Source organism: Hymenobacter yonginensis (genome assembly GCF_027625995.1).
Classification (GTDB): domain Bacteria; phylum Bacteroidota; class Bacteroidia; order Cytophagales; family Hymenobacteraceae; genus Hymenobacter; species Hymenobacter yonginensis.
This window is the reverse complement of the sequence record NZ_CP115396.1, coordinates 786,107-808,851: the sequence shown is the minus strand read 5'-3', so window position 1 is coordinate 808,851 and position 22,745 is coordinate 786,107. Positions and strand designations below refer to the sequence as shown.

The following is a 22,745-nucleotide window of genomic DNA, read 5'->3' as shown; positions in this document are numbered from 1 at the left end:
CAACTCCGCGGCGGGTGGGCCGTTTGCAGAGGAAACCGTTTCCTGACTTTCCCTCTCCTGATTATGTGCGGCCGCTATACCTTCATTACCCCAGCTCCGGCCATTGCGGAGCGCTTCGAGGTGGCCGTGCCCGCCGACCTTGTGCCCAACTACAACGCCGCGCCCTCGCAGCGCCTACCCGTCGTCACGAATACAGAGCCGGGGCGGGTGCAGCTGTTTCAGTGGGGGCTGGTGCCGGCCTGGGTGAAAGACCGTACTACCGGCCCGCAGCCCATCAACGCCCGCGCCGAAACGCTGGCCGAGAAGCCCTCGTTCCGGCAACTGCTGCAGCGGCGGCGCTGCCTGGTGCTGGCCGACAGCTTCTATGAGTGGCAGCAGACTGGCGGCAGCAAAGGCCCCAAAACGCCGCACCGCATCCTGCTGCAGAACAAGCAGCCCTACGCCTTCGCCGGCCTCTGGGATGAGTGGCTGGACCGCGCCAGCGGCGAGGTGCTGCCCACCTTCACCATCGTCACGACCGAGCCTAACGCCCTGATGGCCCGCATCCACAGCCGCATGCCCGTGATTCTGCCAGGGCGTGAGGCGGAGCTGGCCTGGCTGGACGACGGCCTGGGCCCGGCCGCCCATCAAAGTCTGCTGCTGCCCTACCCCGCCGACCAGATGCAGGAGTACGTAGTGAGCACCCTCGTAAACTCGCCCGCCCACAACGACCCTAGTGTTCTGTTTCCGGCTGCCTGAATCCTGCTTACAGGCACCTGAGGGCACTTATAGCTCCGGCTATATCTATTCCCGGCTATAGCCCGTATAAGGCCCAAATCCGAATTCCCCTCACTCACTATATTCTCACACCATGTTCAAGCAATTCCTTTCCGTAGCCACGCTGGCTCTGGCCGTAAACGTTGGCCTTTCCTCTACCGCCGCCGCCCAGACCACCAAGACTAAGTCGGACGACGAGAAGACCAAAACCAAAGACGCCGAGATGACCACCAAAACCAAGGTGGCCGACGATGGCAAGATGAAGGTAAAAGGCGAAGCCGCCGATGGCTCAAAGATGAAAGCCACCACCAAGCCCCGCAAAGGCAAGGACATGAAAGAAATGAAGATGAGCGGCGATGCCTCCATGAGCTCCGGCAGCATGGGCGCTTCCACCTCGGGTGGGGTGATGGTAGGCGGCGCCATGATGACGCCCGATAAGGACATCGTCGACAACGCCGTAGGCTCGGCCGACCACACCACGCTGGTAGCTGCCGTGAAGGCCGGCGGCCTCGTGGAGACGCTGAAAGGCACCGGTCCGTTCACGGTCTTCGCCCCCACCAACGCCGCTTTCGATAAGCTGCCCGCCGGCACCGTAAACACGCTGGTGATGCCCGAAAACAAGACTAAGCTCACCACCATCCTCACCTACCACGTAGTGCCCGGCCGCCTGATGGCTGCCGACCTGAAGGACGGCCAGACCCTGACCACCGTGGAAGGCGAAAACCTGACCGTGCACCGCAGCGGCAACACCGTGATGATTCATGACGCCAAAGGCGGCATGGCTAACGTAACCATTCCGAACGTGGTATCGAGCAACGGCATCACGCACGTAATCGACACGGTGCTGATGCCCACCAAGTAAGGTCGGTGCTGCCCTGTAGGCGGCCTGTCTGCTTCACTGAAAGACCTGCTCCCGACGGAGCAGGTCTTTTTTTATGCACCTGCGACCCCAGCGGACGGCAACTACTAGGCAGGTAACAATTTAACCACGCAGCCATTGCTATAAATTCCCGACCTTAGCAGACGTTTTCTTACCTTTTTTGCCAGCATGAAACACTTTTTCGCCCGTTTGCTGGGCGCGGCGCTGACCCTAGGCAGCGTCGTGGCTTCAGCGCAAACTTTACCGCCTGCTCCGCCTACCTCCCTGCAGGGCCAGGCCCTGAAAGACTGGCTGCGCCAGAACTGGTACGACGGCAAGCGCACCGAGCTTAGCTACAATACCGCCCGCGGCAAGATGTACAACTACGTTGATAACTTCCAGGGCCGCGTAACGTGCGTGTACTCTGGCTATCAGGAAACGGTGCGCATCGACTCGGCCAGCACCAACCCGGGCGTGGTGAGCGGTATCAACTGTGAGCACAGCATTCCGCAGTCGTGGTTCAACGAGGTAGTGCGCATGCGCTCCGACATCCACCACCTGTTCCCAACGTTTATTCAGTGGAACTCGGACCGCGGTTCTGACCCGTTTGCCGAGATTCCAGACAACCAGACCACCAAGTGGATGCGCGGCGCCACCAGCCAGGCTACCGTCCCGACCAGCAACATCGAGGAGTACAGCGAGGACACCAACTCGCAGTTTGAGCCCCGCGAAGACCACAAGGGCAACCTGGCCCGCGCGGCGTTCTACTTCTACACCATGCACCAGGGCCAGAATTTCGACCCGGGCAAGGACGTCATCACGGCACTGGCCGACCTGAACACGCTCTACCAGTGGCACCTGGCCGACCCGGTAGACGCCCGCGAGCGGGAGCGGAACCGCCGGGTGGCCAAAAGCCAGGGCAACTTCAACCCCTACATTGCTTTCCCCGACCTCGTGGCCCGCGCCTATGGCTTCCAGGTAGTGCCTACCTTCTCGTTTGCTTCCGCTACCGGCAGCATCGTGGAAGGCAACAGCGGCACCACCACCTTCACGGCTACCGTGAACGTGACGCCCGCGCCTACCTCGGCCCTCACGGTACAGGTAGCGTTTGACGCCGCCAACTCCACCGCCACCAGCGGCCAGGACTTCACCTTCACCTCGCCCCAGACCCTGACCTTCGCGGCCGGCCAGACCAGCCAGACCGTGACGGTAACCGTAAACGGTGACACCCAGGCTGAAGCCGACGAAACCGTGGTACTGGCGCTGCGGAACGCTGCTACCGGCGCGGCCATCGGCGGCCCGGCTTCGCAGGAGCTTACCATCACCAACGACGACGGTACGCCGCCTTCGGTACGCTTTGCTTCGGCTGCGGCCAGCCTCACGGAGGGCAACAGCGGCACCACTACCTACTCGGTAAACGTAACGGCGGCCAGCATTCCGGCAGGCGGCATCACAATCCCTGTATCAGTAGAAACGGCCGGCACCACGGCCGATGCCGCTGACTTCACCCTCACCACCAGCACCCTCACCTTTGCCGCCGGCCAGAGCACTCAGGCCGTGACCCTGACCGTGAACGGCGACGTGGCACCCGAGCCCAACGAAACGGTGCGCCTGCGCCTGGGTACGCCCAGCAACGCGGCCGTGCTCGTTGTTGCCCCCACTACCCACACGCTCACCATCCTCAACGACGACCAGGCCCCGGCCGGCTCGCCCTGCACCGACCTCTACTTCTCGGAGTACGTGGAAGGCGCCGCCAGCAACAGCAAGGCGGTGGAAATCTACAACCCCACCAGCGCGCCTATCAGCCTGACCGGCATTCGCCTGGAACTGTTTGCCAACGGCTCGAGCACGCCCACGGCCACCCAGGCTCTGAGCGGCACCATTGCCCCCGGCGACGTGTACGTGGTGGCTAACACCGGCGTGGTTTCCACGGTAGTTCTCGGCCAGACGGACCTGCAGTCGGCCGTGTGCTTCTTCAACGGCGACGACGCCCTGGCTTTGTTCGACGGCACCGACACGCTGGACGTTATTGGCGTGATTGGCGTAGACCCCGGCACCACCTGGACCATTCCGGGGGGCGGCTCCACCACCGACAACACGCTGGTGCGCAAGCCCACCGTGGCCCGCGGCGAAACCCGCTGGAGCGTGGGCGCCAGCACCTGGCAGGCCCTCGGCACCGACGTATACACCAACGTCGGCAGCCACACCAGCACGGCCTGCATCGTCAACTCGACGGTGAAAAACGCGCCGCTGAACACCGGCCTGGCCGTGTACCCCAACCCGGCCGCCACGGCCGTGCAAGTGCAGGTAGCCGGCCTGCGCGGCCGCCACGCCGCCGACATTCGCCTCTACAACGCGCTGGGCCAGCAGGTGCTGCTCCAGGAGCGCACCATCAGCGGGGCCGATGCTACCCTGATTGACGTGCAGAACCTGCCCGCTGGCCTCTACTCCGTGCGGGTGGTGGTAGACGGCGTGCGCTACACCAGCCGCGTAGCTGTGAAGCACTAAACTGCTGCCAGCCTCAACTCAAAAAGCCCCGGTTTCCTGACGGAAGCCGGGGCTTTTTTGTGGTCTGAAAGCAGCTCTGGCAGCTACGCTTTGGCTTCCAACAAATCCTGAAACTCGGGGTGCTGGCGCACGAAGGCGGCCATGAACTTGCAGCTGGTGCGCACCCGTAGCTGGTGCTGACGGGCGTAGTCTAGGCCGGCGCGGGCCAGCGTTTCGCCCACGCCCTGGCCGCGTAGCGCTTCATCAACAAAGGTGTGAATGAAGTCGATGACGCCTTCCTCGGGCGTGCTATAGGCAAGCTCGCCGGTATGGCCGCCGGTGTTGGCAATAAATTCCTGGTCTTGCGGGTGGTGTTCGATGCGGACAGACATACGTGCGGAAGAAATGGACGATGAAAATGCGGGGGCTGCCGTGGCAGCCGGCCTCCACAGCACTACGCGAAGCAGGCAGGCCAGGATTTTTTAGTTTCCACCCTAACCACAACCGGGCCTGCCTGCGTATGCAACACGGCAAGCCTTCCGGCTGCCTCTCCCTTCACCTTAAGTTCCGCTACTCCCATGAGCACCCACCCTTCCGACCAAAACGAAAACGCCACCCCCAACACGGCCAGCAATACGCCCCAGTACGGCGAGTTCGGCCACGCCGAAGCCCCAACTCCTACGCCCGAGCAACTGGCCTCGCACCCCGCCGGTACCAACCCGGGCGGCGTAGCAGCCCCCTCCTACGTGGAGCCTGAGCAGCGCGGCAGCGTGCCCCAGAACCTCGACCCCGAGGGCGTGCGCGACGTGAAAGAAGCTGAATACGAAGACCAGCGCGAAGGCTGGGCCAAAGACGACCCGCGCTATGGCGGCGGCACCCGCAACTGGGCCACGGCTGAGCCAGCCAACAAAACCACCGCCCCGGCCGAGCAGGAGGGCAACGACGGCCGCACAGTGTCCAACGACGGCAGCAACGACAACCCCGACGAATTCAGCGCCCTGCGCCAGGACGGCGGTAAAGGCGTACCCGGCAAGTAGGTTTCCGGCTCATTTCATTCATTCCGCATCCAGCCCCATGGCCACTCCCGAAAACCAGAACCCCGCCGACGCCCTCGATCCGAAAGCCGGCGCCAACCTTTCTGATGAGCAGCGCAAGCACCGCGAAGAGCTCTACGGCTACAAGCGCGACGAAGAAGGCACCCTTGATACTTCAGCTATGCTCGACGACGCCACCGCCGGCGAGCCCACCGATAGCCCCACCACCGGCCCCGACCCCGATAACTCCAGCATGACCGACGAGCTGATGAACCCGGGCTTCAACAACCCCATCGACGACAATAACCGCTAGGACTCCATCTTCCCGGCGTTGCAGAAAGGCCTTCCGCGTTTTGTGGAAGGCCTTTTTCGTGTGCTGTTGCGCCACCTCCGCCAGTAGCAGCCCACCGGACGCGGCCCGCCCTGGCCCCGGGTGCAACCTTCTGCCGGGCCGCTACGCATAAGCAGCATATCCTCCGTCTACTCTCCTAACCCACCCCATCTTATGTCCGCTCTGCTTGTCCTCACCGATTTCACGCCCGACGCCGACCATGCCCTGGCCTATGCCGCCGCCCTGGCCGCCCCGCTGGGGGCCTCGCTGGTGCTGCTGCACATCCGCCGCGAGTCGCTGCTCGACCCCGACGCTTTTACCGGCAAGATCAGGCACATGAGTGAGGGTGAAGTAGCCGCGGCCCTGGCCGAGCGGGCTGCCACCGTACGGGTGCCTATTGTGGTGGAAACCGCCGTGGAAAGCGTGGCCGACGGCGTGGAAGAGGCCGTGAGCCGCCACCGTGCCGTGCTGGTTATCCTGGGCAAGCCCAACACCGACGCCACCCCCGACGAGCTGGTAGCCAGCACCTCGCTCACGCTGCTGCGCGCCACCCAGGTGCCGCTGCTGGTAGTGCCCGGCCAGGCCACGGCCGCCGTGCCGCCGGCCCGGCTCACCCTGGCCGCCGATGGCCAGCCCTTCCGGTTGGCGCCCTCCATCATTGCCTCCACCCAGAAGCTGCTGCAGCGGGTGCACCCGGCCCTCACAGTAACCCACGTAGCCGAGCCCGAAGACAGCGACGACTGCCGCATGGCCCTGGCCAGCGTGCTGCACAGCGGCCTCGGCACCGACCTGCCCCATATCGATACGCACGGCGTGCGGCACCTGCAGCCTGCGGGCGGAATTTTGCAGGCCGCCACCGAAACCAGCGCCGACCTTTTGGTGGTGGTGGCTCGGCGGCGCAGCTTTCTGGGGCAGATTTTCAACCGCAGCGTGTCGGCACAGGTGGTGCTGCACAGCACCGTGCCGGTGCTGCTGCTGCCCGCCACTGAGTAGCCGGCAGCGGCGGCCGGACCGATTAATGGCAGGCCAGACGTAACGCCCAGCGGCTGCGGGCCGTTGGGGAAAGGGTAGGTTCATCCCAAGTCCCCACTTTATGTCTTCATCCAGCCCCACCGACTCGCGCCGGCAGTTTCTGCGCCAGTTTGGCCTGACCGCCGCGGCTACTGCCGTGGCCGGCCCCACGGCCGCTCTGGCCACCTCCCCTTCCGCTATGCAATACGACGATCAACAAAAGCTCGGCTTCGCTATTGTGGGCCTCGGCAAGTTTGCCCAGCAGCAGATGATGCCCGCTTTCAAGGAGTGCAAGCACGCCCGCATCACGGCCCTCGTGAGCGGCTCGCCCGACAAGGCCCGCAAGCTGGCCCGCGAGTACGGCGTCGAGGAAAAGAATGTCTACAGCTACGACAACTTCGATTCCATCAAGGACAACCCGGCTGTGGATGTGGTGTACATCGTGCTGCCGCCCGGCCTGCACACCGAGTACACGATTCGGGCGGCCAAAGCCGGCAAACATGTGCTCTGCGAGAAGCCCATGGCTACCTCCGTGGCCGACTGCCAGAAGATGATTGAGGCCTGCGAAAAGGCCGGCAAAAAGCTGATGATTGCCTACCGCGCCCAGTTCGAGCCGTTCAACCTGGACGCCATTGCCCGCATCAAAAAGGGTGAGCTAGGCAAGCTGCGTCAGATTACGGCCGACCACGGCCGCAGCGTGAAGCCCACCGAAGAGCCCGCCGAAGCCTGGCGCGTGCAGAAGAAGCTGGCCGGCGGCGGCTCGCTCATGGACATCGGCATCTACTCCCTGAACGCCACCCGCTACCTCACCGGTGAGGAGCCCGTGGAAGTCACGGCCCAGGAGTTCAGCGACAAGTCGGACCCGCGCTTCAAGGAGGTGGAGGACACCATCCACTTCACGCTGCGCTTCCCCAGCGGCGTGCTGGCTTCGTGCACTAGCTCCTACAGCATTCAGGAGGTGAAGCGGTTCCGGGCCTTCGGCGACAAAGCCTGGCTGGACCTCGACCCCGCCACCGACTACTACGAGCACCACATGACCATCGGCGACAAAGACGGAAAGCGTCAGCCTAAGATCAAGGAAGGCAACCAGTTCGCCGCCGAGCTCGACCACATGGCCGAGTGCGTGCTGCAAAACAAGACTCCCAAAACGCCCGGCGAGGAAGGCCTGAAAGACATCCGTCTCGTGATGGCCATCTACGAAGCCGCCCGCACCGGTAAGCGAGTGAAGGTGTAAGCGGAAACTGTCATTGCGAGCAGAGCGAAGCAATCCTTCCTCTCGTGGCAGACAATCTCCTTACAGCAAAGCCCTCCGGCGTTAGTGTACTACACTACTGCCGGAGGGCTTCGTGATAAGGGTAGTTCAGAGCAAGGAGAGGAAGGATTGCTTCGCTCCGCTCGCAATGACAGCGTTCAGCTTACAGCTTCCAGCCCAGCAGCACGCCGCCGTAGCCATTGCGGGTGGGCGCGGGCTGGAAGTAGCGGCCGCCGAAGGCGTTGAGGTCGTTACCGAGGCTGTAGCGGCGGTTGGTGGCGTTGTCGAGGCCACCGAATACGTCCAGCTCCAGGCGGCCGAGCGTGCGCCGCCAGCCACCGCGGGCGCCGAATACCCAGTAGCCAGGCGCGGCTTCGGTGTTGGCGTCGTTGAGGAAGATGCGGGCTTGGTGGCTGACGGTGGGGCTGAGGTAGAAGCCGAACTGCTGCGAGAAATCGAGGCCGGCGGTGAGCGTGTGCGGGGCGGTGCCGGTGAGCCGGTTGCCGCTGAAATCCTGGCCGCCGCTTTCGTAACTGCCGAAGCGGTAGTGGTTGTAGGCGTAGGTGGCAAAGGCGCGCAGGCCGGTTTGTACAGCGGCATTTGCGGCTTGCAGCTTACGGCTTGAAGCTTTCTGCTCCCACAACCAGCCGCTCAGGGCTACTTCCAAGCCGCGCTGGCGGGTGGTGCCGGCGTTGCGGAACAGGCTGGTGCCCTGGTCGGTGGTGAAGGTGGTGATGGTCTGGCGCAGGCGGAAGTCGTAGGCGGCCACGTCGAACTTGAGGCGCTGGTTCAGCAGCGTGCCGCGGGTGCCTACCTCGTAGCTGGTGCCGCGCTCGGCCTGCAGATCGGTGTTAAGGCTGCCATCGGAGGGGCGGATTTCCTCAGTAGTAGGCGGCGAGAAGCCGCGGCTGACACTGCCGTACACGGAAATCTGCGGCGTCAACTCCTTGAGCAGCGCCACCCGCGGCGACACCACCGGCCGGAAGTCGCGCTGCACGGCGTAGCTGGTGGGCGTGCCGGGGCGGGTGGCATCGAGCAGGCGGCGCACGTCGTAGCGCAGACGGCTGTAGCTGGCGCCGGCAGTCAGCAGAAAACCGGCCGGCAGCTCATAGTCGGCCTGCCCAAACACGAAGCCGGTGCCGGACTTGATTTCGTCGTCGTAGCGCAGCGGGCCGGTCTGGCCGGCGCGGTTCTGGTAGCTGCGGCCGCTCAGGAAGCCGGCCTGGGCCTCGGCCCCACCCTGCAGGCGTAGCACCCGGCCGGCCAGGCGGCTTTGGTAGCGCAGCGCCACCCGGGTGCCGGTTTCCAAGCGCGTGTTGCGCTCAAAATCCACCAGAAACGGCGTGCGGATGACGCTACCGGTGCCGTAGAGCGTGGCTACCGAACTCAGGCGCGGCGTGAACCGGAACTCGTGGGTGCCGCCCAGCAGCAGGGTGCGCGAGGCGTAGTAGGCGCGCTGGGCCACGGTGCCGGGCGCGGTGGCCGTACTGGGCCGCGCCTGCCGGGGGTCGGCTTGGAACTGGGCGCGGGTGAGGCCGCCGGGCAGCTGGTAGTTGATGTCGGAGTAGAGGCCATGCAGGGCCACGGTCTGGCGGGCCGAGGGCTGAAATTCGCCGTCAAGGGCCAGCACGTCGCGGCGCAGGGCGCTTTGCTGGCGGTAGCCGTCAAGGGTCTGGCGGGCGTATTGGGCGCGCACGTAGCCGGTGGTGGTGCCGCTTTCGGCGGTAGCAGTGTAGCGTCGCAGCCCGAAGCTGCCGGCCGTGAAGCCCACCTGGGCGCGGGCCGAGCCGGCTTCGGGGCGGCGGTTGCGCAGCAGGATGGCGCCGCCGGTGCCAGCCCCATACACGCTGGCGGCGGGGCCTTTCAGCACTTCGAGGCTGCCAATCTGGGCGGGGTCGAGGAGGTTGAGCGGGGTGCTACCACTGGCGTCGGTGAACGGCAGGCCTTCGTAGTAGAGCTTGACGTTGCGCACCCCGAACGGCGAGCGGAGCGTGCTTCCCCGCACGCTGAGGCGGTAGCTGGCGGTGGCGCGCTCCTCCAGCCGCACGCCGGGCAGCGTGTTCACGGCCTGAGTGAGGGCCTGCTGCCCGAACCGGTCGAAATCGGCGGCGCTGAGTACGCCCACGGCGGCGGCGGTGCGGCGCAGCGGCAGCTGCTGGCCGTAGCCCGTGACGGTGGCTTCGGGCAGAGCCACGGCCCGGGTGGTATCGGGCGCGGCGGTTTGGGCAAAGGCGGAAACAGGCAGCAGCAGCAGCGGCGCGGCGTAGCGGTAGGACATTACAAATCTGGAACAGGTTGCTAGGCCGAACGACGGAGCCCGCCGCAAGGTTGGGGGCGCCGCCTTCGCAGACGTGCTCTTGCCGCCCCAAAGCTACGGCGGGCCGCGCGCTTACCTCACGGCGCCGTCCCGGGCAGAACCGGGTGGGCGGCAGGCCCTCCGAAAGGATCATTATATGATTATTCCTTTCTCATGCATTGTTATACACCCAGCGCACGGCAACACTTTCCCAACACAGTACCAGGTCCCGTTAAATATTCACCTAATGATTTGATATTCGCTTGGTTCTGATAATTTCCTTCTTTATTTGCTTCTATGGAATTATCTATTTACTGACTACCAGTAGCCCCCGGGTGTGGCCAGAACGGCTAAAAAAACCGCAAAGGCCAAGCCCATCAGCATAAGCCAGAGCGCTTATTCATTGCAGAATTTATAAAATTTCCAACCATAGGCCTTTCCACTTCATTCCTTTCCTATGCTTCAACCCCTACGTCATCTTGTCTGGACGCTGTTGGCAGTGCTGCTCTTTGCGGCCGCTCCAGCAGCGGCGCAAAACCGGCTGGCCAACCCGAATTTCACCAACGGCAACGCGGGATTCACCTCGGACTACACGTTCACGGCGCCGAACGGCAACTCCACCCAGGGCACTTACACGGTCGGCACGGATAACCGGGCGTTCAACACCGCGTTTCCCACCAGCTTCGGCGACCATACCACGGGCACCGGCAACTACATGATTGTGGACGGCGCCACCACGGCCGGTCGCGTCATCTGGCAGCAGACGGTGGCGGGCCTGACGGCCAACCAGTCGTACCAGTTCTCGTTCTGGCTGCTGAACGCCATCGGCACCAACAAGGCCCGGATTCAGGTGTCGGCCAACAGCACCGACGTGGGCCCGGTGTTCACCAACCCCAACGACGGCGGCGTGTGGCAGCTGAACACGGTGACGGTGAATCCCGGCGCCAGCACCCAGCTGATCATCCGGCTGCGCAACCTGGAGCTGAACGCCGGCGGCAATGACTTTGGCCTCGACGATATGTCGCTGCTGGCTCCGGCAGCCAATCCGCAGCTCACGGCCAACGACGTCACCACGGCCAGCATCAGCACCAGCGCCACCATCAACGCCACCCTGATCAGCCCGCTGAGCGCCACCATCACGGGGCCGTCCGGAGCCACAGTGGCCTCGTACCGGCTCACCACCGTACCCGCCACCGGCACGCTGCGCGTTGGCAGCTCGACGGGCTTTGTAGCCACCGCCGGCCAGGTGCTGACGCCGGCGCAGGCCAGACAGCTGTATTACCTGCCCGCCAGCCGCACCACCGAGAACCTCACGTTTGCCTATACGGCCACCGACAGCAACGGCAACTTCAGCGCCAACTCGGCCACCTACACCATTCCGCTGGTGGCCCCGGCGGCACCGGCAGGCTGCGGCCCGGCCTATGGGGGCGGAGCGTCGGCCAGCGGCCTTTCGTCGGACTACTACGCCGGCTACTTTGCCGACAACCTGGGCTTTTTCGGCACCACCACGCCCGGCCTCACCCGCATCGATCCGCAGCTGAGCTACACCAACAGCAGCACCACGGCAGTTGATGGCTGGGGCAACATCATTCCGCCTGCCTCGGGCACCGGCACCGACCCCAACCAGTTTTCCAGCCGCCACCGGGGCAGCATCTTCATCCCGACGGCCGGCGCGTACACGTTCTACCTGACTTCCGACGACGCCTCGTACCTGTGGGTGGACGGGGCCGTGTTTGCCCCGACCCTCGGCAACGTGACCATCAACAACGGTGGTGCGCACGGCCCCGTGATGGTGCAGGCCACCGTGACCCTCTCGGCCGGGCTGCACAACGTGCTGGTGTACTTTGGCGAGCAGACCGGCGGCAACACGCTCACGTTGGAATACAGCAGCACGGCCGGCGCGGGCATCAGCCGCCGTATTGTGCCCAACAGCGCCCTGTGCGCCGGGCCCAGCGCGCTGCCGCCCGTGGCCACGGCCGTGACCAACTCGCCGGCTATGCCGAGCACCAACGCCTCCACCGCCATCCAGCCCCTGGCCGGCTCCGACCCCAACGCGGGCGGCTCGGTTACGGGCTACGTGGTGAACACCCTGCCTTCGGCGGCCAGCGGCATTCTGTACGTGGGCACCACGCCGGTGGCAGCGGGCCAGCTCCTGACGGCCACGGAGGCCGCCAACCTGCTCTTCGACCCCGAGCCTTCCTTCGCGGGCAACGCCACGTTTACGTTTTCGGCGGTCAACAACGCCGGTATTGCCTCCAACCAGCCCGCTACCTACACCATTCCGGTAGTGGGCCCGGTGGCCGACGTGACGACCGCCCTGAGCGGCCCCACTACGCTGGGCGCCGGGCTGTCGTCGGGCACCTTCACCGTAACCTTTACCAATAACGGCCCGCAGGCAGCCAATCAGGTGACGCAGACCGTGCGCCTGCCCACCGGGTCCAGCATGACGGGTGCCCAGCAGGCGGCCCTGCCGGCCGGCGCTTCTTACAGCGCCGCCACCAACACCATCAGCTTCCAGACCGTGCCCGTACTTAACAGCGGCACCACCAACACGTACACGTTCAGCTTCACGGTGCCCACCACGCAGGGTGCCAACTCGCTGCTGAGCACCGTGGGCACCAGCACCAGCCAGGGTTCCAACACCGCCGCCGACCAGGCGACGCTGAACGTGACCATAGTGGCCGGCAACATCTTCGTGACCAACGACGACAGCAACGAGGTACCGGGCGGCTCCACCAAGTCCGGCAACATCATCCTCAACGATGCCAACCCAGCCAACCTGGCCAACAGCGGCTTCGAGGTGCAGCTGGTGGGCAACGTAACGCGGGGTACACTGGTGCTGAATGCCAACGGTAGCTATAGCTACACGCCCACCGCCGGCTACCTCGGCCCCGATGTGTTTACGTACCGGGTGCGGGTACCAGGCGCTTCGCCGGAGTTCTCCAACGTGTCTACCGTGCGCCTGAACGTGTACGATGCCAGCCAGGTGTGCGCCATCGGTACGGGTACCAACCTGCTGGCCAATCCCAGCTTCAGCAACGGCAACACGGGCTTCACGTCGAATTACGGCTACGTGGCCGACAATCCGAGCGTCAACAATGAGCTGGTGCCGGAAGCCCTGTATTCTATTGGGCCCGATGCGGCAGCCCTGCACCCAAGTTTCGTGGGCAACGGCCGCAACGGCACCAGCGACAACTTCATGATTGTGAACGGCTCGCAGAACCTGTCGGTGGTGTATCAGCAAACCGTGACGGTACGCCCCAACACCTACTATAGCTTCTCGGCCTTCGCCAACAGCGTGAACCCGCAGAGTCCGGCCCAGCTGGGCTTCGTAATCAACGGCAAGTCCACTTCGACGGTGACCACCCTGGACGGCACGACAGGCTACACGCGCATCTCCGACCTGTGGTTTTCGGGCGGCAGCACTACGGCCGTGTTCGAGATTCGCGACGTGAACAAAGCCACCGGCGGCAACGACTTCGGGCTCGACGACCTATACCTGGGCACCTGCGCCGTGGGCCTGGTCGCCAACGACGTAAACTCGGGCCCGATCAGCAACACGGCTCCGTCCATCAGCATTCCGCCGCTGAGCGCCACGGTTACGGCCGGCCCGCCGCTGGAGTCGTTTGTGGTGCAGACGCTGCCCGCCAGCGCCGCCGGCATCCTGTACCTGAACAGCACGCCCGTTATTCCGGGCCAGGTGATTCCGGCCTCGCAGGCTAGCCAGTTGTTCTTCGACCCCGTGGCCAACTACGTGGGCACGGCCACCTTCACCTACACCGCCACCGACGACAGCGGCGCGGGCAGCAACAACACCGCTACCTACTCCATGCCTATCGACAACCGTCCGCTGCCCGTGACGCTGGTGAGCTTCCAGGCTAAAGCGGTGCGGGCCGTAGATGCGCAGCTGACCTGGCGCACGGCTTCCGAGCTGAACAACCAGTACTTCGAGGTGCAACGCAGCACCGATGGCCGGGCGTTTGAGCGGATTGCCCGCGTGAACGGCCAGGGCACCACCGCCAGCGCTACGGCTTACTCCTACCTCGATGCCGAAGCCGGCAAGCGGGTCGGCAAGCTGCTGTACTACCGCCTGCGCCAAGTGGACCTTGATGGCACGGCCACCTACTCGCCGGTACAGATCGTGCGCTTCGACGGCAAAGCGGAGCCTGCCGGCATCTCGCTGTACCCGAACCCCACGACCCTCACCCAGACCACGAAGCTGGACCTGAGCTTGCTGCCCGCCGGCTCTTATGAGGTGCGGGTGCTGTACAACGTGGGCCGCATCGTGCTGACCCAGACCATGGCCGGCGGCGACATCAGCCCGCTGGTGCTGCCCAACGCGGCCCGAGGCACCTACATCGTGCTGGTGCGCGGCACCGACGGCCGGCAGTATGCCAAGCGCTTGGTGAAGGAATAACCTTTCCTGCACCACTTGTCCGGACGCCCGGCTTTTCCCTCAGCGGGAAAGGCCGGGCGTCTTGGTTTGCGGGCCGCAGAATCCGCGTATATTCCCCTCTGCCAGTGCCGCCCCAGGGCGCTATTGGCTGCTACTGGTTATCAATCCGCTAGTATTCATCCTATGCTACCCATTAACCTCCACCTGCCCCGCCGCCACCGCCGGCCACTGCTGTTCCCGCCGGGTTTGCTGGCCTTGGCGTGGCTGCTGTGGCTGGGCTGTGTGGCGCTGCCGCAGATGAGCGGATTCAACAAACCGCAAGGTTATGTTACTCAGCTCACGATGCTCGGGCCTAAGTTTCCTGGCGCTTTCGACTCATTCAGTCCCCCGCGTCCACTCTGGCCCCCATACTTTTCCTCCTATGAACTAGCCGCCTTCCGCCCTTGGCAAAACATCCGTTTTACTGGTAATCTGTGGCAGGACTATTTCAGCTATCAGCAAACCCAAGTAGCGGCCAATTATCTGGAACGAGACACCACGTACCGAATGGGAATGAAGCTTGTTTTTGAACCGTCAGCGACTTACAAAAGCTTGATTTTCGCACTTGACCAGCTGCAAAGCCGGGATATAAAGCAGTATTGGCTCGACATCTATCGTTTACCGAATACCCTATACGCCTTCACCGACGTGCCAACTGTAGCTGATACAACCAAATCAACCATCCCAATGATGAGTTGCGGCACGTCCGATAACATGGCAGCTTGGCGTCCACAACCCACTTCCGCTAGCTTCGCTGACTTAGCAACTCCCGACTGGCGCAACTCCACGCTGCTGTTGCTGCTGCTGACGCTGCTGTCTGCCGTGCGGCTGGGGCAGCGCTGGCGGCTGGGGTGAAAGACGGCTGTAACCCCGGCACGTGAATGGGAGTTGAACAGGGGCAATCCTTTCTTTCGACTTTCCATGACCAAAGCCCCACTCCTGCTCGCTACGGCCCTTTTTGCCGGCCTCAGTTCCGCCACGGCCCAGAACGTACCGCCCGAGGCCACGCCGTTTCAGATGACGGGCAACATCTACCTGCCCAAGAAGCTGCCGGCCACGCCCGAGCGGGTGGCCTCGCTGAAAGTGCCGGCCGGCTTCACGGTCAGCAAATACGCCGAGGGCCTCGACGCGCCGCGCATGCTGGCCCAGGCCCCCAACGGCGACCTGTACGTGAGCAACCGCGTGAAAGGCACCGTGACCTTGCTGCGCGACGCCAACAAAGACGGCAAAGTGGAACTCACGCAGCAGGTGGCCCAGAAGCCCCACCTGCACGGCCTCGCCCTCCGGGACGGCAAGCTATACATGGCCGCCGTGCGCGAGCTGTATGTGGCCGACGTGAAGCCCGACGGCACGCTAGGCGAGCTGAAAACGCTCTACTCCGACCTGCCCGACGCCGGCCAGCACGCCAACCGCACCCTGCAGTTCGGGCCCGACGGCCAGCTCTACCTCTCGGTGGGCAGCACCTGCAACGCCTGCGACGAAGACAACCCCGAAAGCGCCACCCTGCTGCAAGTGAACACCGATGGCTCGGGCCGCCGCATCTTCGCCACGGGCCTGCGCAACACCATCGGCTTCGACTGGCACCCGACTACGAAAGCCTTGTTCGGCATGGACCACGGCATCGACTGGCTCGGCGACGAAGACCAGCAGGAAGAGTTCAACCAGCTCAAGCAGGGCGCCAACTACGGCTGGCCGTCCATCATCGCCGACGGCAAGCCCTACCCGGCCAACAAGCCCAAGAGCGGCGAGTCGTATGAGCAGTTTGATGCCAAGGCCGTGCGCCCGCTGCTTCTCTACAAGGCCCACTCGGCGCCGCTGGGACTGGTGTTCAACCGCAGCCAGCAGCTGCCCGCCGACTACCAGAACAGCGCCTTCGTGACCATGCACGGCTCCTGGAACCGCGCCCAGCCCTCGGGCTACAAAATCGTGCGGGTGCGCTTCAACGAACAGGGCCAGCCCCAGCAGTTCGAGGACTTTGCCACGGGTTGGCTGGTGGAAAACGACAAGTCGCAGTTCGGGCGGCCCTGCGCCATCGTGCAGGCGGCCGACGGCGCGCTGCTGGTATCCGACGACGACAACGGCGTGATTTACCGCATTGCCTACGCCGGCAGCGGCAAGGCCGCACCGAAGCAGAAGAAGCGCGGCTGAATTTTTGGTTGTCCGGTTTGATGTTGTTCTGTCATCCTGCGCCGCGCGCGCGGGATGACAGCTAGTTTTACGCCCATGCCTGCCCTCCCGCCCGACCTCCGCAAAGCCCTGCTGGCGCTGCCCCAGAAGGAGAAAGACCAGCTTCTCACGCGCCTCGTAGCCCAGGATGCCGTGCTGGTAGAGCAGCTGACCTACCGCCTGCTGGAACTCGACGACGATGCCGACGCCCTGGAAACCCGCCGCCAGCGCCTGCGCACTCAGGTAGACGACCCCGTGCGCGGCTACCACCAAACCCCCAACGACCTGCTCCACATTGTGCGCCAGCTGCAGGCCCGCCTGGCATATCATGCCAAAATCACGGGGGACACTTTCGGCGAGATTGAGCTGACGCTGCGGCTGTTGGGCAACGTGCTGCGCCACCAGCCCGAGGCCGTGGCGCGCCTGCACGGCCCCACCCAGCCGCTGCTGCAGCATTTGGCGCGCCGCACCCACGAGGTGCTGCGCCAGACCACCAAGCTCCACCCCGACTACCTCACGGAACTGGAGCCGGCCCTCAACGAGGTGCTGGCGCTGCTCTACGCCTCCGCCGCCGCGCCCCTGGCCCGGGAGCTGGGCGTGCCGGTGGCAATTAAAAATTGAGAATTAAAAATGAGCCTGTCATCATCAGCCTGACGGGGCGCCTCACCCCTACTCCAACGCCCGGAACACGATGGGCAGGGTGTAGGCCACGCGCACGGGCTGGCCGGCTACGCGGCCGGGCGTCCACCAGGGCATGATGCGCACCAGGCGCAGGGCTTCCTCGTCGAGGCCGCTGCCTAAGCCGCGCACCACTTTGGGGTCGAGGATGTGGCCCTGCTCATCCACCACGAAGCTGACGTGCACCTTGCCCGACAGATTGCGCCGCAGCGCCTCCTCCGGGTAGCGCAGCTTCTGGCGCAGAAACTGCTGAAACGCCGGCGCGCCACCGGGAAAGGCCGGCATTTCGTCGGCGGCGTGGTAGAGCAGCGGCGCGGCCGGGGCGGCGGGGCTGGCCGACGTGGCCGGGCCGGCGAGGCTGGTATCGGAATCGGTGAGGGCGGCAGTGGCGGCGGTTTGGGCGGCCAGCAGGCGGGGCATCAGGAGCAGAAGCACAAGCGTAGCAAGACGAAGCATAAGCAGCTGAGCATATAGTGAAATGTGCGCAAAGCTAGGTCGCGGCCCAGGCGCCCCGGTAACGCCAGTATTATGCTTGCGTTGCGCTTATGTTGGTAACATGGGCTGTATCCTTTCGGGGCCGAAAGCTGTATCTTGAGAAGAATCTTCCTGCTCACTTCACTGCTATTGCTATGTCGACGCTGCCCTCCCCCGAACACGTACGCCCCCCGCAGAACCTGTCCGACGCCTCGCTCCGGCAGGCTCTCACGGAGCTGGAAAGCAAAATCCAGACGCTGCGCAACCGCGCCCACGCCACCACGGCCGGCGCGCCCCACACCTACCACGAGCACATTGCCAGCCTCGAAGCCAAGCGCCACAAGCTGCAGGAGCGCCTCGGCACCGCCCCCACCACGCCGGAAGGCCACGCCGCCCCATCCAGCTCCGACCGCAGCGCCTGGGATGAAATCTGGCAGGGCATCGAAAACCTGCGCCAGGACCTGCGCAACATCATCTAGAAGCTGCTGTAGAGACGTCATACTTTGCGTCTCGTCGCTGAACGACCGGAACCACGCCGTTTGAACAACATCAGCAACGACGAGACGCAAAGTATTGCGTCTCTACACCTTTCACCACTAACCCAAACAACCGCTCAGGCGCTGGCCGCAGAACGCACAACGCCCGAATAAGAAGGAAAAAGACCTGCCCATCAGCAGGTCTTTTTTGTGCGCGCAAACTCCGGCCCCGGTCCGACGCCGCAGGCGTCCAGCCGGTTGCCGCGTGCCGCCGTTGCGGAGGTGCGGGCCGAACGGCGCGGCCGGCCGGGGCAGAATCGGGCTGCCATTCAATCGGCAAAACCCGCAGTTCAGCCGCCGGATTTACCGTTCGCTGAAAAGTGGTTTCAGCAGGCTGAAAGCGCGGCTAGGTTTGAAGCAGAAATCAACCTCCAACCTTCCTTTCCTACTTCGCTATGAACCTGACCGCCCGCCTCCGCCCTATCTGCCTCGCCCTGCTGCTGGCCGCTTCCACCGCCCCTGAAACGGCCGTAGCCGCCACGCCGGCCGTAGCCGCCGCCAGCGCCGCCGCCGACAACCCCGCCGCCCACCCCAACTTCACGGTACGGGTGGTGGGCAAAGGCCGGCCCATGCTGCTGATTCCGGGCCTCACCTGCCCCGGCGCCGTCTGGGACGAAACCGTGGCCCGCTACCAGCGCCAGTACCAGTGCCACATCATCAGCCTGGCCGGCTTTGGCGGCAACGCGGCCCCGGCTTCCACCGACAAGCTGCTGCAGAACGTGCGCGACCAGCTGCTGGCCTACATCAAAACCCAGCAGCTGACCAAGCCCGTGGTGGTGGGCCACAGCCTGGGCGGCTTTATGGGCCTGTGGCTGAGCACCACCCAGCCCGAGGCCGTGGGCCCGCTGGTGATTGTGGATTCGCTGCCATTCCTGGCGGCCGTGCAGAACCCCGCCCAGACCGTGGAAGGCGCCCGGCCCATGGCCGAAGGCATGCGCAAGCAAATGGCCGCCGGCCAGATGACGATGGCCGCCGCCCGCCAGATGAGCGCCACCATGATGCAGGACACCGCCCGCATCACCCAGACAGCCCGCTGGAGCGTAGCCTCCAACCCCGCCACCGTGGCCCAGGCCATGTACGACCTGTTCACGACCGACCTGCGCCAGGACATTGCCCGCGTGCAGCAGCCGGTGCTGGTGCTGGGTGCCTGGGCGGCCTACAAGCCCTACGGCTCCACTAAGGAAAGCACCCGCGCCGTATTCGAGCAGCAGTACGCCCGCCTGCCCCAGCACCGCATCGAAATGTCGGAAGCCGGCCGCCATTTCCTGATGTACGACGATACTCAGTGGTTTTTTCAGCAAACCGACGCTTTTTTGCAGCAGCATTACGTGGCTAAAAAGTAAACGTCCTGCCGCCACCCGGCTCCTACCATCTGCTGCCTCTTTCCTTCTATCTCTTCCCAACCCTTTTTCCCCTACCTGTCCATGCTATCCGCCCAGGAATTTACTGCTTTGAAGCTGGAGCTCTCCGTGAAAGCCAAAAACGGCCTCGACTTTATTGTAGCCGCCAGCGTGGTATGGGCCGGCATTACGGCGGTGTGGCTGCTGCCTTACGGTGTCAGCACCAAAGGCTTCATCACCTTCTTCATGGGCGCGCTTACCTTACCGCTGGCTTGGCTGCTGTCGAAGGTGTTTCGCACCACCTGGGTGCTGCCCCACAACCCGCTGCAGCCGCTGGGATTGTGGCTGAACTTCGCGCAGCTGTTTTACTTCCCCTTTCTGATTTTCATCTATACCCGCTATCCGCAGCACTTTATCATGACCTATGGCATCATCACGGGGGCGCATTTCTTCCCGTATGCCTGGCTGTACAGCGCCCGGCCCTATGCCATCATGGCCGGCATTATTCCGGTGGGCTGCCTGGTGCTGGGGCTGCAGCTGGCCACGTCTGCGCTGTACCTGATTCCGCTTTTCATCACCGGGGCTCTGCTGGTGCTGGGGGCTCTGCTGGTGCCTGCTTACCGGCACAGCAAACAGGCGGCGCTTTCCCTGCCGGAGCTGTCGGCAGCTTAGGCAGACACTCCCATGACTACGTTTTCCTACGCCTCCGCCCCGGCTCCGAGCCGGCTGTACTGGCGCCTGCAGCTGCTGGGCTGGAGCCTGTACTTTGTGTTCAACGTGGTGCTGTTCTCGGTCTTCGGGCGGTTTTCCGGCGAGTTGGTGCTGATTACCACGGCCATTGTGCTGCCCGTGATGGGGTTGTCGCACGCTTTGCGCTACCATATCCGGGCCAACGGCTGGGAGCTGCTGCCGCCCCTGCCGCTGCTGGGGCGCCTGCTGGTGACCAATGCGCTGCTGTCGGTGCTGAGCCAGGTTATCATCTGGGCGCTGCTGATCTGGGTGGTGAAACCTAGTGCCGATGGGCGGCCGCACGGCTGGGCGCAGTTTATGGGCTACTCGCTCAACGTCAACTTCATGCTGTGGCTCTGGGCCGGCTTCTATTTCGGCTGGCACTTTTTCCACCGCTACAAGCAAGCCGAAGTGGACAAGTGGCGGCTGGCGGCGGCCGTGCGGGAAGCCGAGATGCGTACCCTCAAGGCCCAGATCAACCCGCACTTCCTGTTCAACGGCCTCAACAACATCCGGGCGCTGGTGATGGAAGACCCCACCCGCGCCCGCACCATGATGACCCACCTCTCCGACCTGCTGCGCTACTCCATTCAGCTCAGCGCGGCCGAGCAGGTGCCGCTGGGCCGCGAGCTGGAGATTGTGGAGCACTACCTGCAGCTGGAAGCCCTGCAGCTGGAGGAGCGCCTAACCTACACCCTCGACGTGGATCCGGCAGCCGAGCAGGTACTCATTCCGCCCATGACGCTGCAGCTGCTCGTCGAAAACGCCATCAAGCACGGCCTGGCCCCGCGGCCCGAGGGCGGCAGCATCCAGCTCACGGCCCAGCTCGACGGCGCCGGGCAGCTGCACGTGAGCATCCGCAACACGGGCCGCTACCAGCCGCAGCCCGGCCACGAGGGCGTGGGCGTGCGCAACGCCCGCGAGCGGCTGGCTCTGCTCTTCGGCCCCGCCGCCCACCTCGACATCGACAACCACCCCACCGAGCCCGACACCGTGGTAGCTCACCTGCGCCTGCCGGTGCGAGCCGAGGCCCCGGCCACTTTCCACTAGCTCCGAGCCCCCCCCATTCACCCATCACCTGTCACCCCATTACCTCATCACTCCATCACTGTGAACGTTCTGCTCGTTGACGACTCGCGGCTGGCCCGCACCGAACTGCGCCACCTGCTGCAGGCCTTCCCCGATGTGACTGTGGTAGGCGAAGCCCGCCACGCCGCCGAGGCCCGCACCCGCCTGCAGGAGTTGCGCCCCGACCTGCTGCTGCTCGACATCCACATGCCCGGCGAAACCGGCTTCGAGCTGCTGGCCTCGCTGGAAACCGCCCCGCACGTCGTCTTCACCACCGCCTACGACGAGTACGCGCTGCGGGCTTTTGAGGTAAATGCCTTGGACTATCTGCTCAAGCCGGTGCAGGAGCACCGCCTGGCCGCCGCCCTGGAAAAAGCCCGCACTAAGCTGCTGCCTCCGACCGATGCTCCCACCCTGCCCGCCCCGGCCACCACCGCCCCCGAGCCGGCCGCCACCCTACTCACCGAGCACGACCAAGTATTTGTGAAGGATGGCGAGCGGTGCTGGTTTGTGCGGCTGGCTGATATCCGGCTGTTTGAAATCAACGGCAGCTACACCCAGATCTACTTCGAGCAGCACCGGCCCCTGATTCCGCGCACCCTGCAGCACCTGGAGCAGCGCCTCGACCCGCGCGTGTTCTTCCGGGCCAACCGCCAGCAGATCATCAACCTGAAATGGATTGAAGGCATCGAACCCTGGTTCAGCAGCACCCTCAAGATCCGGCTGCGGGGCGGCCCGGAGGTGGAAGTATCGCGGCAGCAGTCGGTGCGGTTTCGCGAACTACTTAGCCTATAGCATAATACAGGGAAACTGTATCTTTTTGCAGATGACGTTAGTACACGGAGAAGTACCATTTACCTCGTCTACTGCCATGAAAGCACTTTTTCCCATACTTGCCCTTGCCACCCTTATCGGCCTCGGCTCCTGCGCGCAGGACCGCACCGCCCAAAACGCCAATCCGCGCGGCTACGGCACGGTTAAGGTCAAGTCTGAGCGCCGCGGCAACAATAAGGCCCGCTTCCGCAAAGAGCGCAACCCTATTGATTTAGGCATCGACCTCTCGCCCCGGAAGCCCACGCAGTACGAAACCGTGAAAGCGCCCAAAAAGTACAAGTACAGTAAAGTAGGCTGGTAAGCTCCCGCTATTACTTCTCTGCCAACAAGGCCCTGCCGTACCACACGGCAGGGCCTTGCTGGTTTTACGGCGCCAATCTTTCAGTAGCAGGACAGCAGTGCTGAGCATTCAGACATGAGCATTCAGGCAATCGTAGAAATATGCTGATCAGCTAAGCT

The 22,745-nt window shown here is 64.2% G+C and carries 20 protein-coding genes; 17 read left to right on the top strand and 3 right to left on the bottom strand.

The window, feature by feature from the left end:
• The first annotated feature begins 63 nt into the window (after positions 1-63).
• From O9Z63_RS03580 to O9Z63_RS03570, 3 genes are all read left to right on the top strand, one after another.
• Positions 64-738, top strand: a complete 675-nt coding sequence (locus tag O9Z63_RS03580; RefSeq protein WP_270127930.1) for an SOS response-associated peptidase — start codon at positions 64-66, stop codon at positions 736-738.
• Between the two features lie 364 nt (positions 739-1,102).
• A complete protein-coding gene (locus O9Z63_RS03575; RefSeq protein WP_052381821.1) occupies positions 1,103-1,618 on the top strand; it encodes a fasciclin domain-containing protein in 516 nt (171 codons plus the stop codon).
• A gap of 186 nt (positions 1,619-1,804) precedes the next feature.
• On the top strand, positions 1,805-4,123 hold the full coding sequence (locus tag O9Z63_RS03570; protein WP_270127929.1) for an endonuclease: 2,319 nt from the start codon (positions 1,805-1,807) through the stop codon (positions 4,121-4,123).
• Positions 4,124-4,206: 83 nt separating this feature from the next.
• On the opposite strand, the gene O9Z63_RS03565 is transcribed toward O9Z63_RS03570, so the two are convergent.
• On the bottom strand, positions 4,207-4,494 hold the full coding sequence (locus O9Z63_RS03565; protein WP_270127928.1) for a GNAT family N-acetyltransferase: 288 nt from the start codon (positions 4,492-4,494) through the stop codon (positions 4,207-4,209).
• 186 nt (positions 4,495-4,680) lie between these two features.
• Here O9Z63_RS03565 and O9Z63_RS03560 point away from each other — a divergent pair, with 186 nt between their 5' ends.
• The 4 genes from O9Z63_RS03560 (at position 4,681) to O9Z63_RS03545 (ending at position 7,712) form a co-directional block, all read left to right on the top strand.
• On the top strand, positions 4,681-5,139 hold the full coding sequence (locus tag O9Z63_RS03560) for a hypothetical protein (RefSeq protein WP_270127927.1): 459 nt from the start codon (positions 4,681-4,683) through the stop codon (positions 5,137-5,139).
• A gap of 37 nt (positions 5,140-5,176) precedes the next feature.
• A complete protein-coding gene (locus tag O9Z63_RS03555; protein ID WP_270127926.1) occupies positions 5,177-5,449 on the top strand; it encodes a hypothetical protein in 273 nt (90 codons plus the stop codon).
• Between the two features lie 192 nt (positions 5,450-5,641).
• Positions 5,642-6,460, top strand: a complete 819-nt coding sequence (locus O9Z63_RS03550; protein ID WP_270127925.1) for a universal stress protein — start codon at positions 5,642-5,644, stop codon at positions 6,458-6,460.
• A 100-nt stretch (positions 6,461-6,560) separates the two neighbouring features.
• Positions 6,561-7,712 (top strand): Gfo/Idh/MocA family oxidoreductase, encoded by a 1,152-nt coding sequence (locus O9Z63_RS03545; RefSeq protein ID WP_270127924.1) that lies wholly within the window; start codon positions 6,561-6,563, stop codon positions 7,710-7,712.
• Positions 7,713-7,893: 181 nt separating this feature from the next.
• Here the strand turns inward: O9Z63_RS03545 and O9Z63_RS03540 are convergent, their stop codons facing one another.
• Entirely contained in the window at positions 7,894-10,008 is a 2,115-nt protein-coding gene (locus O9Z63_RS03540; protein WP_270127923.1) for a TonB-dependent receptor family protein, read from the bottom strand.
• Positions 10,009-10,483: 475 nt separating this feature from the next.
• Here O9Z63_RS03540 and O9Z63_RS03535 point away from each other — a divergent pair, with 475 nt between their 5' ends.
• The 4 genes from O9Z63_RS03535 to O9Z63_RS03520 all read left to right on the top strand — a co-directional run bounded on the left by O9Z63_RS03535 (position 10,484) and on the right by O9Z63_RS03520 (position 17,248).
• Entirely contained in the window at positions 10,484-14,443 is a 3,960-nt protein-coding gene (locus O9Z63_RS03535) for an Ig-like domain-containing protein (RefSeq protein ID WP_270127922.1), read from the top strand.
• A gap of 162 nt (positions 14,444-14,605) precedes the next feature.
• Positions 14,606-15,316 (top strand): hypothetical protein, encoded by a 711-nt coding sequence (locus O9Z63_RS03530; protein WP_270127921.1) that lies wholly within the window; start codon positions 14,606-14,608, stop codon positions 15,314-15,316.
• 66 nt (positions 15,317-15,382) lie between these two features.
• Positions 15,383-16,609, top strand: coding sequence for a PQQ-dependent sugar dehydrogenase (locus O9Z63_RS03525; protein WP_270127919.1), 1,227 nt, complete (start codon positions 15,383-15,385; stop codon positions 16,607-16,609).
• 75 nt (positions 16,610-16,684) lie between these two features.
• The gene (locus tag O9Z63_RS03520; RefSeq protein WP_270127918.1) at positions 16,685-17,248 is read left to right on the top strand and encodes a hypothetical protein; all 564 of its coding nucleotides are present in this window, start codon (positions 16,685-16,687) and stop codon (positions 17,246-17,248) included.
• A gap of 48 nt (positions 17,249-17,296) precedes the next feature.
• On the opposite strand, the gene O9Z63_RS03515 is transcribed toward O9Z63_RS03520, so the two are convergent.
• Positions 17,297-17,761 carry an energy transducer TonB gene (locus O9Z63_RS03515; protein ID WP_270127917.1) on the bottom strand — a complete coding sequence of 155 codons (465 nt, stop codon included), beginning with the start codon at positions 17,759-17,761 and terminating at the stop codon, positions 17,297-17,299.
• A 173-nt stretch (positions 17,762-17,934) separates the two neighbouring features.
• On the opposite strand from O9Z63_RS03515, the gene O9Z63_RS03510 reads away from it, so the two are divergent.
• From O9Z63_RS03510 to O9Z63_RS03485, 6 genes are all read left to right on the top strand, one after another.
• Positions 17,935-18,258, top strand: coding sequence for a hypothetical protein (locus O9Z63_RS03510; protein WP_270127916.1), 324 nt, complete (start codon positions 17,935-17,937; stop codon positions 18,256-18,258).
• A 452-nt stretch (positions 18,259-18,710) separates the two neighbouring features.
• Positions 18,711-19,658 (top strand): alpha/beta fold hydrolase, encoded by a 948-nt coding sequence (locus O9Z63_RS03505; protein WP_270127914.1) that lies wholly within the window; start codon positions 18,711-18,713, stop codon positions 19,656-19,658.
• Between the two features lie 81 nt (positions 19,659-19,739).
• Positions 19,740-20,327, top strand: a complete 588-nt coding sequence (locus tag O9Z63_RS03500) for a DUF7010 family protein (RefSeq protein ID WP_270127912.1) — start codon at positions 19,740-19,742, stop codon at positions 20,325-20,327.
• 12 nt (positions 20,328-20,339) lie between these two features.
• Positions 20,340-21,434 (top strand): sensor histidine kinase, encoded by a 1,095-nt coding sequence (locus tag O9Z63_RS03495; RefSeq protein WP_270127911.1) that lies wholly within the window; start codon positions 20,340-20,342, stop codon positions 21,432-21,434.
• 60 nt (positions 21,435-21,494) lie between these two features.
• Positions 21,495-22,247, top strand: a complete 753-nt coding sequence (locus O9Z63_RS03490; RefSeq protein ID WP_270127910.1) for a LytR/AlgR family response regulator transcription factor — start codon at positions 21,495-21,497, stop codon at positions 22,245-22,247.
• A 76-nt stretch (positions 22,248-22,323) separates the two neighbouring features.
• Positions 22,324-22,587 (top strand): hypothetical protein, encoded by a 264-nt coding sequence (locus tag O9Z63_RS03485; RefSeq protein ID WP_270127909.1) that lies wholly within the window; start codon positions 22,324-22,326, stop codon positions 22,585-22,587.
• The last annotated feature ends 158 nt before the right edge of the window (positions 22,588-22,745 follow it).